The sequence below is a fragment of the Mesorhizobium sp. M0678 genome (genome assembly GCF_040320505.1).
Lineage (GTDB): Bacteria > Pseudomonadota > Alphaproteobacteria > Rhizobiales > Rhizobiaceae > Mesorhizobium.
Genome location: NZ_JAMYPT010000007.1, coordinates 207,037 through 222,011, shown reverse-complemented (window position 1 = coordinate 222,011; position 14,975 = coordinate 207,037). Strand labels below are relative to the sequence as shown.

The 14,975-nt window shown below is 63.1% G+C and carries 10 protein-coding genes; 4 read left to right on the top strand and 6 right to left on the bottom strand.

The features are described from left to right. Positions 1–7 precede the first annotated feature (7 nt). Positions 8–913 (bottom strand): UTP--glucose-1-phosphate uridylyltransferase GalU, encoded by a 906-nt coding sequence (gene galU / locus NKI29_RS15675; RefSeq protein ID WP_023675387.1) that lies wholly within the window; start codon positions 911–913, stop codon positions 8–10. A gap of 207 nt (positions 914–1,120) precedes the next feature. On the opposite strand from galU, the gene NKI29_RS15670 reads away from it, so the two are divergent. Together NKI29_RS15670 and NKI29_RS15665 are read left to right on the top strand one after the other, a co-directional pair. Continuing rightward, entirely contained in the window at positions 1,121–2,347 is a 1,227-nt protein-coding gene (locus NKI29_RS15670; protein ID WP_352588121.1) for a lytic murein transglycosylase, read from the top strand. A gap of 26 nt (positions 2,348–2,373) precedes the next feature. Next, on the top strand, positions 2,374–3,621 hold the full coding sequence (locus tag NKI29_RS15665) for an SGNH/GDSL hydrolase family protein (RefSeq protein WP_352796642.1): 1,248 nt from the start codon (positions 2,374–2,376) through the stop codon (positions 3,619–3,621). A gap of 22 nt (positions 3,622–3,643) precedes the next feature. Here NKI29_RS15665 and NKI29_RS15660 read toward each other — a convergent pair whose 3' ends face one another. Both NKI29_RS15660 and gltB read right to left on the bottom strand, forming a co-directional pair. Then, the gene (locus NKI29_RS15660) at positions 3,644–5,098 is read right to left on the bottom strand and encodes a glutamate synthase subunit beta (protein WP_352796639.1); all 1,455 of its coding nucleotides are present in this window, start codon (positions 5,096–5,098) and stop codon (positions 3,644–3,646) included. 143 nt (positions 5,099–5,241) lie between these two features. After that, the gene (gene gltB, locus NKI29_RS15655) at positions 5,242–9,972 is read right to left on the bottom strand and encodes a glutamate synthase large subunit (RefSeq protein ID WP_352796636.1); all 4,731 of its coding nucleotides are present in this window, start codon (positions 9,970–9,972) and stop codon (positions 5,242–5,244) included. Positions 9,973–10,447: 475 nt separating this feature from the next. Here gltB and NKI29_RS15650 point away from each other — a divergent pair, with 475 nt between their 5' ends. Beyond that, a complete protein-coding gene (locus tag NKI29_RS15650) occupies positions 10,448–11,500 on the top strand; it encodes a threonine aldolase family protein (RefSeq protein WP_352588132.1) in 1,053 nt (350 codons plus the stop codon). Between the two features lie 91 nt (positions 11,501–11,591). Here the strand turns inward: NKI29_RS15650 and NKI29_RS15645 are convergent, their stop codons facing one another. Next, positions 11,592–12,056: an Hsp20 family protein gene (locus NKI29_RS15645; protein ID WP_023675381.1), complete on the bottom strand. Its 465-nt coding sequence runs from the start codon at positions 12,054–12,056 to the stop codon at positions 11,592–11,594. A 472-nt stretch (positions 12,057–12,528) separates the two neighbouring features. Between NKI29_RS15645 and NKI29_RS15640 the strand changes: the two genes are divergently transcribed. After that, on the top strand, positions 12,529–13,500 hold the full coding sequence (locus NKI29_RS15640; RefSeq protein WP_352633671.1) for an alpha/beta fold hydrolase: 972 nt from the start codon (positions 12,529–12,531) through the stop codon (positions 13,498–13,500). 20 nt (positions 13,501–13,520) lie between these two features. Here NKI29_RS15640 and NKI29_RS15635 read toward each other — a convergent pair whose 3' ends face one another. Both NKI29_RS15635 and hisN read right to left on the bottom strand, forming a co-directional pair. Beyond that, positions 13,521–14,030, bottom strand: coding sequence for a DUF1579 domain-containing protein (locus tag NKI29_RS15635; RefSeq protein WP_352588141.1), 510 nt, complete (start codon positions 14,028–14,030; stop codon positions 13,521–13,523). A gap of 102 nt (positions 14,031–14,132) precedes the next feature. Continuing rightward, entirely contained in the window at positions 14,133–14,906 is a 774-nt protein-coding gene (gene hisN, locus NKI29_RS15630) for a histidinol-phosphatase (RefSeq protein WP_352568152.1), read from the bottom strand. Positions 14,907–14,975 lie beyond the last annotated feature (69 nt).

Genomic DNA, 14,975 nt, shown 5'->3' with positions numbered 1-14,975 from the left:
GTTGAAACTACAAGGCTACGCCGCGGCGTTCTGACGGCGCGAGTTCGTCGAGAAGCGTGCGAATGACACCGGCCATGCTGGCATTCATGTCTCTGCGCCACAGTGCGAAGGCAACGTTGGCCTCGACGAAGCCTTCGGGCGAGCCGCAGTCGAACGTCCGCCCGCGGTAGTGGTAGCCGTAGAAGGACTGTTGCTTCTGCAGCTTCAGCATTGCATCGGTGAGCTGGATCTCGTTGCCGGCGCCTTTTTCCTGACCTTCGAGTATCTTGAATATCTCCGGCTGCAGGATATAGCGCCCGTTGATGTAGAGGTTCGACGGCGCCGTGCCGGTCTTCGGCTTTTCCACCATGCCGGTGATGCGGAAACCGTGATGCGCGTCCTCGCCGCGGCCGACAATGCCGTATTTGTGCGCCTCGGCCGGATCGCATTCCTGCACGGCGACGATGTTGTTGCCGGTCTCGGCGTAAAGCTCGACCATGTCCTTCATGCAGCTTTTTTCCGACTGCATGATCATGTCGGGCAACAGCAGCGCAAAGGGCTCGTCGCCGACGAGCTCGCGCGCGCACCAGACGGCGTGACCAAGGCCGAGCGGTACCTGCTGGCGGGTGAAGCTGGTCTGCCCCGGCGCCGGCTGCAGCCGCTGCAGGCGGGCGAGCTGGTCGTCCTTGCCGCGCTGCGCAAGCGTGTCGTAGAGCTCGAACTGGACATCGAAGTGATCCTCGATGACCGCCTTGTTGCGGCCGGTCACAAAGATGAAATGCTCGATCCCGGCTTCGCGCGCCTCATCGACCACATACTGGATGACCGGCCTGTCGACGACCGTCAGCATTTCCTTGGGAATGGCCTTGGTGGCGGGGAGAAAGCGCGTGCCGAGACCGGCAACCGGGAACACTGCCTTGCGAACTCTCTTCATGTGCCAATTATCCATTTGCATGACTGTTCGGCAATCCCGATTCGAGACATTTTCATGCCGAAATCGAGGATTACTGAACGGCGGGTCAGAAATCTCAGCTGGTAAAGCATTGACGCATCTTTTCACCCCGGACGACACCTATGGTAAACCAAATGCTAACCGGGTTCGGCGATGAATAGTCTTCCTGAGATGAAGAAGGAGGAAAAGATGTCCGTTCGCAACGCCGCAAGGCGCTTCACCAGCGTCCTGACGGCCGCCAGCCTCTCGTTTGCCTTGCTCATGCCCAGCGGGCCGGCTTTTGCCGATGCCGGCTTCCGCCAATGGGTCGCCAGCTTCCGTGCTACCGCCGTGGCGAGCGGCGTTTCCGGCTCCGTCTACGACCAGGCATTCAAGGGCATCAACGATGCTGACCCGGTGGTGCTGGAAAAGGCCCGTACTCAACCCGAATTCACCGCACCCGCCTGGGATTATTTCGACAACCGCGTCCATGACCAGTCGGTCGCCGTCGGCCAGCAGATGGCAAGGAAATGGAAGCCTTGGCTGGACAGGATCGAGGCAAGATACGGCGTCGACCGCTACATCCTGCTGGCCATCTGGTCTATGGAATCGAACTACGGCGAAACTCTCAAGCGCGATGATATCATGCGCAATGTGGTGCGCTCGCTGGCAACGCTTGGTTATGCCGATCCGAAGCGAGCGAAATTTGCCCGCACCCAGCTAATCGCGGCGCTGAAGATCCTGCAGACCGGCGACATCGACGAAAGCCATCTCAGCGGCTCATGGGCCGGCGCGATGGGCCATACCCAGTTCATCCCCACCAGCTACCAGTCCTATGCGGTCGATATGGACGGCAACGGCAAGCGCGACATCTGGAATTCGATTCCCGACGCACTGGCGACAGCCGCCAATTTGCTGAGGAAGAACGGCTGGCAGGCAGGCAAGACCTGGGGTTATGAGGTCAGCCTTCCGGACGGCAAGAAGCTGCCCGGAGGCTCGAAGTCGCTGTCGCAATGGCAGGCGCTGGGGGTCAGCCGTGCCAACGGCAAGCCGTTCAAGAACGGTGCGGACAAGGCGACGTTGAAGCTGCCCGGCGGCCGCGGCGGGCCGGCTTTCCTGATGATCAAGAATTTCTCGGTCATCAAGCGCTACAACAATGCCGACAAATATGCGCTCGCCGTGGGCCTTCTTGCCGACGAAATCGCCGGCTATGGCGGGCTTGTGCAGGACTGGAAGCGACCGTTTACCAAGCTCTCCTTCGAGGAAAGGCAGGAGCTTCAGAAGCGACTTTCCGAGCACGGCTATTACGACGGCAAGTTCGACGGCAAGATCGGTGACGGATCGAAAACCGCCATCATGGCCTTCCAGGCAAAGGCCGGCTTGACCCAGGACGGGTATCCGAGCAAGGAAGTGCTCAAATGGCTCAGGCAGAACTAGAGCCGGTTGCGGGATGGAGAGGGTGATTGGTTTCGGCTGCGCGCATCCGGTTAATCGTTCGTCGCGTGCCGATCCTGGTTCTGGCGATCGCCGTTCTGGCAGTGGGCGCAGCCAGTGCCTTTCATACCTCGGCCATGGCGCAGGAGCCGGAAAGTCGTGGCTGGTCGCTGCGCGACCTGTTGTTTCCGCGCAGAAGCGAGCGGTTTGAGCAGCCGCCGCCCGAATTCCAGAGAGAATTCCAGAGAACAAAGCCCAGGCCCAAGCTGAGAAAGCCCCGGTCAGTTCGCCGGCCGCCGCCGGCCGGCCCGACAACCCCGGTGGCCGAGAAGGCGCCGGATGCACGCGTCGTTCTGGTGGTCGGCGATTTCATGGCGTCTGGGCTGGCTGAGGGGCTCGACGCCGCCTTTGCCGAGAACACCGGCGTCAGGATCGTCGTCCGTGCCAACGGATCGTCCGGCTTCGTGCGTGACGATGTCTACAACTGGCCAGACCAGGTCAAGTCGCTGATCGCCGCCGAAAAACCGGCAGCCGTCGTCGTCATGCTCGGATCCAACGACCGGCAGCAGATGCGCGTCGGCGATGTGCGCGAGCAGCCGCGATCCGAAAACTGGACCAAGGAATACGAGCGCCGGACCGAAGCGTTCGGCAAGGCCATCGCAGCAACCAAGGTGCCGTATCTGTGGGTTGGCATGCCGGCCTTCCGGGTCTCGAAAATGACCTCCGACATGCTGGCCTTCAACGACATCTTCCGCTCGTCCACCGAAAGCCACGGCGGCGAATTCGTCGACGTCTGGGACGGGTTCGTCGACGAGAACGGCGCCTTCATCACCAGCGGACCGGACATCAACGGCCAATCGGTGCGCCTGCGCTCCGACGACGGCATCAACATGTCGAAGGCCGGCAAGCGCAAGCTCGCCTTCTATACCGAAAAGCCGCTGATGAAGATCCTTGGGCTGGCCGCGCCGGGAAGCGTGGTCCCGGCTTCTGCCCCGGCCGGCGCTCCCGTCGAGGCGCCGTCACCTGCTGCCGCACCGATAGCTGTCGATCGCACCGTGCCGATGCTGCTCAGCGATCCGGCGCTGGACGGCGGCTCGGAACTTCTCGGCGCCGCCCCGCCGGCAAAAGCTGACAAGAATTTGCCGGGCGAAAGGCTGATCGTCGAGGGCAAGGCGCCCGACGCCTCACCGGGCCGCGCCGATGACTTCTCCTGGCCGCCCAAGACACAACCTGCGACGGCGGCCGCATCCGATACGACGACGGCGATCCGCCAGTAAACAGAACCTCTTCGGAACGGGCTCAGCGCGGCAGCACGCTCGATCCCATCAGCGCCTCGTCCATGGCGCGCGCCGCCTGGCGACCCTCGCGGATCGCCCAGACGACCAGCGACTGGCCGCGCCGCACGTCGCCCGCCGCATAGAGCCTTTCGACGCTGGTCCTGTAGTCCCGGTCATTGGCCTCGACATTCTTCGAACGGCGGCTGTCGGTGACGATCTTCATCTGCCCGTCGAGTTCCGAGACCGGCCCGCGAGCGGCTGGCCCGGCAAAGCCGATGGCGATGAACGCGAGATCGGCGCGGATGACGAATTCGGTGCCGGCGATTGGCTTGCGCTTTTCGTCGACCTCGCAGCATTTGACCCCGGTCAGCTGGCCGTCCTCGCCGATGAATTCAAGCGTCGCCACCTGGAATTCGCGCTCGGCGCCTTCGGCCTGCGACGATGACGTGCGCATCTTGGTCGCCCAGTAGGGCCAGACCGACAGCTTGTCTTCCCTTTCCGGCGGCTGCGGCCGGATGTCGAGCTGGGTGACGCGCACCGCGCCCTGGCGGAAGGCGGTGCCGACGCAGTCTGAGGCAGTGTCGCCGCCGCCGACGACGACGACATGCTGGCCGCCGGCGACGATCGGGCGCGACGGCCATGCGACCGACTGGATCGGCTCGCCGCCGATACGCTTGTTCTGCTGCACCAGATAGGGCATGGCGTCGTGCACGCCGTCGAGATCGTCGCCCGGGATGTTGGCCGGGCGCGGCGTTTCGGAACCGCCGCAATAGAGCACGGCATCATATTCGGCGAGCAGTTCGGCAACCGGCTTGTCGACGCCGACATTGACGCCGCAATGGAAGCTGACACCTTCGCCCTGCATCTGCTCGATGCGCCGGTCGATATAATGCTTCTCGATCTTGAAATCGGGGATGCCGTAGCGCATCAGCCCGCCCGGCCGGCTCTCGCGCTCATAGACGTGAACGTCATGGCCTGCGCGGCCGAGTTGCTGGGCAGCCGCCATGCCTGCCGGCCCCGAGCCGATGATCGCGACGCGCTTGCCGGTCTTCCGTTCCGGCGGATAGGGCCGGATATGGCCGGTTTCATAGGCTTTGTCGGCAATCGCCTGCTCGATCGTCTTGATGGCGACCGGAATATCCTCGAGGTTCAGCGTACAGGCTTCCTCGCAAGGTGCGGGGCAGATGCGGCCGGTAAATTCCGGAAAATTGTTGGTCGAATGCAGGTTGCGGATCGCGTTTTCCCAGTCGCCATTGTAGACGAGGTCGTTCCAGTCCGGGATCTGGTTGTGGATCGGGCAGCCGGTCGGTCCATGGCAATACGGAATGCCGCAATCCATGCACCGAGCGGCCTGTTTCTCGACCTCCTTGTCCGACATCGGCAGCGTGAACTCGCGGAAATGCCGGATGCGGTCGGAAGCCGGCTGGTACTTGTGCACCTGCCGGTCGATCTCGAGAAACCCTGTTACCTTGCCCATAGTCCAGTCCCTACTGTCCGGAAGGCACGCCTGGCGACGCACCCGTTAACCTCATAAGGCAGCTGTGGCAACCTTCAGTCCGAGGTCAGGATTCTTGATGAAGATGGTTGCCGGGACGCACGGCCTCCCGGCAATTTCCAAATCTATTCCGCCGCCACGTTCATGCGCATCCGCTCCATCTCGATCAGCGCGCGGCGGTATTCGACCGGCATGATCTTCCGGAATTTCGGCCGGAAAGTCGCCCAGTCGTCGAGGATTTCGCGACCTCGTACCGAGCCGGTGTAGTGGACGTGGTTGGAGATCAGCTGATAGAGCCGCTCCTCGTCATGGCTGGTCATATCGCCGGATACGTCGACACGGCCCTTATGGTCGAGATCGCCGCCATGGTGGAGCAGCTTTTCCATCAGGTCGTCCTCTTCCGGAACCGGCTCCAGCTCGACCATCGCCATGTTGCAGCGTTCGGCGAAATCACCCGCCTCGTCGAGCACATAGGCGACGCCGCCCGACATGCCGGCGGCGAAGTTGCGGCCGGTCTGGCCGATGACGACGACGATACCGCCGGTCATGTATTCGCAACCATGGTCGCCGACGCCTTCAACGACGGCGGCGACACCCGAATTGCGCACGGCAAAACGCTCGCCGGCAACGCCGCAGAAATAGGCCTCGCCCTCGGTTGCGCCGTAGAGCACGGTATTGCCGACAATAATGGACTCGGCAGCAACGATTTTCGTGTTCTCCGGCGGGCGGATGACAATGCGGCCACCCGACAGGCCCTTGCCGACATAGTCGTTGGCAGCGCCCACCAGTTCGAACGAGACACCGCGCGCCAGGAAGGCGCCAAAGGACTGGCCGGCCGTGCCGGTGAGCTTGACCGAGATCGTGTCCTCGCGCAGTCCCTTGTGCTTGAAGCGCTTTGCCACCTCGCCCGACAGCATGGCGCCGGTCGAACGGTCGACGTTGCGGATCGGCAGTTCGATACTGACCGGCTGCCTGGCTTCGAGCGCCGGCTTTGCGAGTTCGATCAGCTTGCGGTCGAGCACGTCGTCGATCGGATGCTTCTGCCGCTCGGTCCAGTGCACCGCCTCGTGCGGCGCATCGGGCTTGTAGAACATCTTGCTGAAGTCGAGCCCGCGTGCCTTCCAGTGCTGGATCAGCTCGCGCTTTTCCAGAAGGTCGGTGTCGCCGATGATCTGGTCGAGATGGGCGTAGCCCATCTCGGCAAGCAGCGCCCGCACCTCTTCCGCCACATAGAAGAAGAAGTTGATGACGTGCTCGGGCGTGCCCTTGAAGCGCTTGCGCAGCACCGGGTCCTGTGTCGCGACGCCGACGGGGCAGGTGTTGAGATGGCACTTGCGCATCATGATGCAGCCGGCCGCGATCAGCGGCGCGGTCGAGAAGCCGAACTCGTCGGCACCGAGCAGTGCGCCGATGATGACGTCACGCCCGGTGCGCAGGCCGCCATCGACCTGCAGCGCGACGCGCGACCTGAGGCCGTTGAGCACCAGCGTCTGGTGCGTCTCGGCAAGGCCCATCTCCCACGGGCTGCCGGCATGCTTGAGCGAGGTCAGCGGCGAAGCGCCGGTGCCGCCGTCATAGCCTGATATGGTGATGTGGTCGGCACGCGCCTTGGCGACGCCGGCCGCAACCGTGCCGACGCCGACTTCCGAGACCAGCTTGACCGATACGTCGGCCGCCGGATTGACGTTCTTCAGGTCGTAGATGAGCTGCGCCAGATCCTCGATCGAATAGATGTCGTGATGCGGCGGCGGCGAGATCAGGCCGACGCCCGGCGTCGAATGCCTGACCTTTGCTATGGTCGCGTCGACCTTGTGGCCCGGCAACTGGCCGCCCTCGCCCGGCTTTGCCCCTTGCGCGACCTTGATCTGCATCATGTCGGAATTGACCAGATATTCGGCCGTGACGCCAAAGCGTCCCGAGGCGACCTGCTTGATCGCCGAGCGTTCGGGGTTCTTGCCGCCGCCCGGCAGCGGCAGATAGCGATCGGCCTCTTCGCCGCCCTCGCCGGTGTTCGACTTGCCGCCGATGGCGTTCATGGCGCGCGCCAGCGTCGTGTGCGCTTCCCTGGAGATCGAGCCGAAGGACATCGCCCCGGTCGAGAAGCGCTTGACGATATCGGCCGCCGGCATCACCTCGTCGAGCTTGACCTTCTTACGCCCGGTCTCTTGCGCAAGCTTGATCTTGAACAGGCCGCGAATGGTCTGCGCCTGCGCCGTCTCGCTGTCGATCTGGGCGGAATAGTCCTTGAACGTCTCCCACGAGCCTTGGCGCACGGCGTGCTGCAAGGTCGCCACTGCGTCGGGCGACCAGATGTGGGCCTCGCCGCGCATGCGGAACATGTATTCGCCGCCGACCTCGAGGCTGTTGCGCAGCACCGGGTCGTTGCCGAAGCCGTCGGTGTGGCGGCTGACCGTTTCGGCGGCGATCTCGTCCAGCCCGACGCCTTCGATCAGCGTCGCCGTGCCGGTGAAGTACTTCTGCACGAAGTCCGACTTGAGCCCGATGGCGTCGAATATCTGCGCGCCGCAATAGGACTGGTAAGTGGAGATGCCCATCTTGGACATCACCTTCAGGATGCCCTTGCCGATCGACTTGATGTAACGGGAGACGACTTCGTAGGCATCGACCTCCGCCGGCAATTCGCCACGCTTGTGCATGTCGAGCAGCGTGTCGAAAGCGAGATAGGGATTGATCGCCTCGGCGCCGTAGCCGGCGAGACAGCAGAAATGATGCACCTCGCGCGGCTCGCCGGATTCCACGACGAGCCCAACCGACGTGCGCAATCCCTTGCGGATCAAATGATGGTGCACGGCCGCAGTCGCCAGCAGTGCCGGAATGGCGATGCGGTCCGGGCCGAGCTGACGGTCCGACAGGATGATGATATTGTAGCCGCCGGCGACCGCCGCCTCGGCGCGCTCGCATAGCCGGTCGATGGCGCCCTGCATGCCGGCCGCGCCTTCATTCGAACCGTAAGTGATGTCGATCGTCTTGGTGTCGAAACGGTCTTCGGTGTGGCCGACGGAGCGCAGCTTCTCCAGATCGCCATTGGTCAGGATCGGTTGGCGCACTTCGAGCCGCTTGCGGCGCGAATTGCCGACAAGATCGAAGATGTTGGGCCGCGGCCCGATGAAGGACACCAGGCTCATCACCAGCTCCTCGCGGATCGGGTCGATCGGCGGATTGGTGACCTGTGCGAAATTCTGCTTGAAATAGGTGTAGAGCAGCTTTGATCTGTCCGACATTGCCGAAATCGGCGTGTCGGTACCCATCGAGCCGACCGCTTCCTGGCCGGTGGTCGCCATCGGCGACATCAACAGCTTGGTGTCCTCCTGGGTGTAGCCAAACGCCTGCTGGCGGTCGAGCAGTGAGACATCCCTGCGCAGGGCGCGCGGCTCGACCGGGTTCAGATCCTCGAGGATGAGCTGTGTGTTGGCGAGCCAGCTCTTGTAGGGGTGCCTGGTCGCGATCTCCGACTTGATCTCCTCGTCGGAAACGATGCGGCCCTTGTCCAGGTCGATCAGCAGCATGCGGCCGGGCTGCAGCCGCCACTTCTTGACGATCCTTTCCTCCGGCACCGGCAGCACGCCGGCTTCCGAGGCCATGATGACGCGGTCGTCGTCGGTGACGATGTAGCGCGCTGGCCGCAGCCCGTTGCGGTCGAGCGTGGCACCGATCTGGCGGCCGTCGGTGAAGGCAACCGCCGCTGGCCCGTCCCACGGCTCCATCAGGGCTGCGTGATACTCGTAGAAGGCCTTGCGGTCCTGACCCATCAGCTTGTTGCCGGCCCAGGCTTCCGGGATCAGCATCATCATGGCGTGGGCGAGCGAATAGCCGCCCTGCGTCAGGAATTCGAGCGCATTGTCGAAGCAGGCGGTGTCGGACTGCCCTTCATAGGAGATCGGCCACAGCTTCGAGATGTCGTTGCCGAACAGTTCGGAATCGACCGAGGCCTGCCGCGCCGCCATCCAGTTGACGTTGCCGCGCAGCGTATTGATCTCGCCATTGTGGGCGACCATGCGGTAGGGATGCGCCAGCTTCCACGACGGGAACGTGTTCGTCGAGAAGCGCTGGTGGACCAGGATCAGCGCCGTCTCGAAACGCGGGTCGGTGAGGTCCTTGTAGTAGGCGCCGACCTGATAGGCCAGGAACATGCCCTTGTAGACGATGGTCCGCGACGACATCGAGACGACATAGAAGCCGTTGTCGACGCCTTTGGTCTCTTCGTGGATACGGCCGGAAATGACCTTGCGCAGGATGTAGAGCCGCCGCTCGTAATCGTCGTCGTTCTCGATCTCGGCGCCGCGGCCCAGGAACACCTGCCGGTGCACCGGCTCGGAAGCGGCGATGTCGGGCGCCTTGGACAGCGATGAATTATCGACAGGCACGTCGCGAAAGCCGAGCAGCGGCTGGCCCTCGAGTTGCGCCACCTCGGCGATGATGCCTTCGATATGCGCCTGCAGCTCCGGGTCGCGCGGCATGAACACGTGGCCGACGGCATAGTGGCCGGGCTTCGGCAGTTCGACCCCTTGCTTGGCCATCTCCTCGCGGAAGAAGCGGTCCGGCAGCTGCACCAGCACGCCGGCGCCGTCGCCCATCAGCGGATCGGCGCCGACGGCGCCGCGATGCGTCAGGTTTTCGAGCACGGCAAGGCCGTCCTCGACGATCTGGTGCGACTTCACGCCCTTCATGTTGACGATGAAGCCGACGCCGCAGGCATCATGCTCGTTGCGCGGATCATAGAGGCCGTGCGCGGCATAGCCGGTGCTGGTTCGCCCAATATTGGTCAGGGACGGATTTTTGACGGCTGCCGCTTTCGTCTGCGCGGCCTTCGTCGCAGATGGCGTCATGTCCGTCATCGTCCTGTCCTCCGTTCCGTCCCCTTCGGGCGCTGGTTTCCGTCGGGAAGCGCGTGGCTCCCCTTTCAATCTTGCGGCACGTCTTGCGAAATTCTTGCCGACCGTGCGGCTTTCCGCATCGTTCGCATATGGTATTCGTACAGGCCGGAGCCAGGCTGTCTAGCTGTCGCTCGCGGCAATGCCGCAGAGGCGCAATCATATGCCAATGCGGCCAGTTTTGTGCGACAAAATAAGACAGCACTACTGTCCTAAATTTTTATGACAGAAATTTTGGATGCACACAAGACCGATTCACAAAATTCTTGAGGCTTTCGCGACAGAAAATTGCGCGGAACGCCGTGTCAGCGTAGCCTTCAGTCGCTGCATCTACGCTCATGCGTTTCGCTGGCTTTAGCGGATTTTCGGCATCTGCCACTTGCGGCCGGCATGCGAAAGCGGCCAAGCTCGCATCGATTTCCCCAGCATAGGCAGACGCATGATTTTCGCTTCCGACAATTGGGCAGGCGCCCATCCCCGTATCGCTGCCGGCCTGTCGGGCCATGCCGACGGCTTCTCCACCGCCTATGGCGACGGTGCCCTCGACAAGGCCGTTTACCAGCGCTTCAATGAAATCTTCGAATGCGAGGTCGCGGTGTTTTTCGTCGCCACCGGCACCGCTGCCAATTCGCTGTCGCTGACTACCTATAACAAGCCAGGCGGCATTTCCTTCTGCCATCGCGAATCGCACGTCATCGAGGACGAATGCGGTGCACCGGAATATTTCACCGGCGGTTCGCGGCTTTATACAGTCGAAGGCGCACTCGGCAGGATCGATGCCGGCAATCTGGAACGGGCGGTGGACCGTTTCGCACCCGAAAACGTCCATTCCGGGCGGCCGGTTGCCGTTTCGATCACCCAGTCGACCGAAGTCGGCACCGTCTACACGCTGAACGAAATCGCCAGGATTTCGGCGATCGCAAAGCAGCATGGACTGCCGCTGCACATGGATGGGGCCCGCTTTGCCAATGCGCTCGTCGCGCTGGAAACGACGCCGGCCGAAATGACCTGGAAGCACGGTGTCGACATCCTCTCCTTTGGCGGCACCAAGAATGGCTGTTGGTGCGCCGAGGCGATCGTGCTGTTCGACCTCGAGCGAGCCAAGGAATTGGCCTTTTTGCGCAAGCGCGCGGCCCAGCTGTTCTCGAAATCGCGCTTCATCGCCGCGCAATTCGATGCTTATTTCAGGGGTGGGCTATGGCTCGACACAGCACGGCACGCCAATGCGATGGCGGCACGGCTTGCCGCGGCGATAGAAGATTCCCCTTCGGCCCGGCTGGCCTGGCTGCCGCAGGCGAACGAGGTCTTCGCAGTCATGAAAAAGGCCGAGGCCGAAAGAATGCAAGCGGCAGGGGCGGCCTTCCACAACTGGCACAGGCCGCTCGGCTACGACGGCTACATTGGCGAAGACGAAGCGCTCTATCGCTTCGTCACCAGCTTCGCGACCACGCCCGACGAGGTCGACCGTTTCGGCTACCTGCTCGCCGGATAGCAAGCCTTGCCCACCAGCAAAAAAGGGCGGCGCATTGCTGCACCGCCCTTTCTTCCCGGGGAGTTGGCGTCCCGGAGTTTAGCTGCCTGGCTTAGGCGGCAGTCTTGGCCTCGATCTGCTTGGCCTTGGCCGGAGCCGAGGTGATCGCGATCTTGCGCGGCTTCAGCTCTTCGGGGATGTTGCGCTTGAGGTCGACGAAGAGCAGGCCGTTCTTCAGCGCGGCGCCGACAACCTCGACGTGATCGGCAAGCTGGAAGCGGCGCTCGAAGGCTCGGCTGGCGATACCGCGATAGAGCAGTTCGGAGCCTTCGCCATTGCCTTCCTCCTTGCGCTCACCCTTGACGGTCAGCACATTGCGGTGAGCTTCGATCGAAATCTCATCTTCCGAGAAGCCGGCCACAGCCATCGAGATGCGATAGGCATCCTCGCCCGTGCGCTCGATGTTGTAAGGCGGATACGTCTGGCCTTCCGGCTGCGCAAGCGAATCGAGCATGGTGAACAGCCGGTCAAAACCGACGGTCGAACGGTAGAGCGGGGAAAAATCAACGTGACGCATGGTGTGTTCTCCTGTTGAGCAACAAGGTTGCGTATGGCCGGTGCGAAACCCGTGACGGCGTTCCGGATGGGCCAGCGGCCCCGACATTGGCGACCGCATGACAAATTTGGGAAGCCGGCGACGGCATTTCAAGATTTCCCGCGTCCGAACGGGACCGGTTCCGGCCCACGTCCCGATGCCGATGAACGGCAGATGAACCGTGGCTTCGGCGAGCGTTCAGCCAGGCGGCACTAAAACTGTTCTCGAGATCACGAACAGGTCGCCGGAAAAGGCGACACGACGAGGCCGAACCGGGTGTAACGTCCCTTCCTCCCGGTCGACAGAGGCCGGAAGCACGCCAAGGCTGCTTCCGGCCTTACTTGTTCGCTGCCTGGGTCGACCTCCCCGGCGTCCCGAATTCCTTTGCTTTTGGCGCATGGGCGTTTATGCCTGACTTGCGCCCACGCCGGCACCGACACCAACCAAACACCGTATGACCGATCTTCTCCACCAGCCCCCTCTCTTCCACGAAACTCCGGGCAATCCGCTGCCGGAAAACACGGCCGGCGGCTTCTTCACCACGCGCGACGGCAAGAAGATCCGCTATGGGCTGTTTGCCGCGGTTGCCCGCCCGATGAAGGGCACCGTCGTTGTCCTGACCGGCCGCAACGAGTGCATCGAGAAGTATTTCGAGACCATTCGCAACCTTACCGACCGGGGCTTTGGCGTGGCAACCCTCGACTGGCGCGGCCAGGGCGCTTCCGACCGGCTGATCGGCGACCGACAGCGCGGCTTCGTCCGGAGCTTCTTCGACTACACCGGCGATCTGGAGCAGTTCTTCGAGGAGATCGTGCTGCCCGATTGCCGAGGACCCTACTACATACTGGCCCACTCGGCCGGCGCGGTGATTGCGCTGCTCGCCGCGCCCTCGATGGCGAACCGCGTGCGCCGCATGGTGCTGATCGCACCGTTCTTCACCGTGCCGGACCTGCCGGTTTCGGTAAAAACCGTCCGCCGCATCTGTTCGCTATTCTGCCTTCTCGGCCTTGGCCGACTCTATGCCGCATGGGGGCCGCGGCCCAAGGAATCGGTGCCCTTCGCCATAAACAAGCTGACCAGCGACCCGGAACGCTATCGGCGCAATACGCTGATCTACGAAACCTATCCGCAGCTGGCGCTCGGCGGACCGACGATCCGCTGGCTGAAGGCGGCGACGGAGGCGTCCTTGATCGTCAGCGACCCGGATTTCATGGCCAAGATCCACGTGCCCTTGCTGATGATCGCCGCCGGCGCCGACCAGGTCGTCTCGACCAGGGCAGTCGAGGCCTATGCGAGACGTCTGCGCGTCGGCTCGCTAGTGATGATCGACGGCGCCCGCCATGAGATCCTGCAGGAAGCCGATCTCTATCGCGAGCAGTTGCTAGCCGCATTCGATGCCTTCATCCCCGGAACCGGTGACGTCTGAGCCACATACCTTGTCCGGCTTCAGCTCGTGCGGGCGAAATCCATGATCCAGTTGGTCTCCCATGCCTTGCCGCCGTCCGGCGAAAAGGCCTGCTCCCAGCGCGCCGACCCGTCCGTGATCCGCGACCACAGGAAGCGGACCTGGATCGGCTGGCCGTCGAAGACGTCTTCGCACAGGAACGTGCCGACGCCCGCCACGAAAGTGCCGCGCATCGGAACATCGATGGTCGACGGATTGCGGCCGTCGATCCACCAGATCGACCATTGCCTCGCCGCAGGGTCGAAGGTCCGCAAGGTGGCGGCGCGATAGGGCCCGCCGGGCAATTCAATCCAATTGTCGTCGACATTGCCGAGGCCGCCAAGGATCGGCCGCACCTCGCACGTGCCGCCAAACACATCCCAGTTGCCGTCGCCCTGCAGCCGCTTCTGCAATCTTCGATGGCCGACGGTCCAGCGCCCGAAAAAGAAATCGAAATCGCTCCGCCCGTCCGCCGGAGCATCGGAATGGCTGGCTGCTGGCTGCGTCGGCATCTATGGTCCTCCCCGGCTGACAGCGTTCCATAGCGCATGCCAACTGACATCATCCTGTCAGGAGGTATGGCAACGATCTTGCCTGGGCAGCAATGGCCAATCTCAGCCGCGCAGCGCCGCCATTGCTGCCGCGTGCAGCTCCGGTGTCGCCGCTGCCAGAATGTCGCCGCCCTTTTCCGCCGGTCCGCCTTCGAAAGTGGTGATGACGCCGCCCGCCTTCTCGATGATCGGGATCAGCGCGACGATGTCGTAGGGCTTCAATCCGGGATCGGCGACGATATCGACGCTGCCCGCCGCCACCATGGCGAAGGCATAGCAGTCGGTGCCGTAGCGGGCGAGTTGGACCTGTTGCTCGAACAGGTCGTAGCGCAGGCGCGCGTCTCCCTTGAACAGCGCCGGCGTGGTGGTGAACAGCGTCGCCTCGGCGAGATTCGTCGTCTTGCGCGTCGCGAGTTTTCGCGGGCCACCGGGACCTTCATAATGCGAGCCCGAGGCATTGGCGTAGAACAGCTCGCCGGTGAAGGGCTGCGACATCATGCCGGCGACGGCATCGCCGTCGACCGTCAGCCCGACCAGCGTGCCCCATACCGGCAGGCCGGAAATAAAGGCGCGCGTGCCATCGATCGGATCGATCACCCAGACATGCCGGCTGGAGATGTTTTCGCCGCCATGTTCCTCGCCGAGAATGCCGTGATCGGGGTACTGCGCTGATATCAGCGCCCGGATGGCGCGCTCGGCCTCGCGGTCGGCCTCGGTGACCGGGTCGAAGCTGCCGCGCTCCTTGTTGGTGACCGCGCCCTGGTTGCGGAAGCGCGGCAAGGTCTCGGCTGCGGCGGCACGCGCAATGCGCCGCATGAACTCGATGCTGATGTCCAACTGATTCTCCCGCTCCAGCATGTTTGGAGATGCCCGTTTGCCTACGGATTTATGCCGAAACAAAGGCGT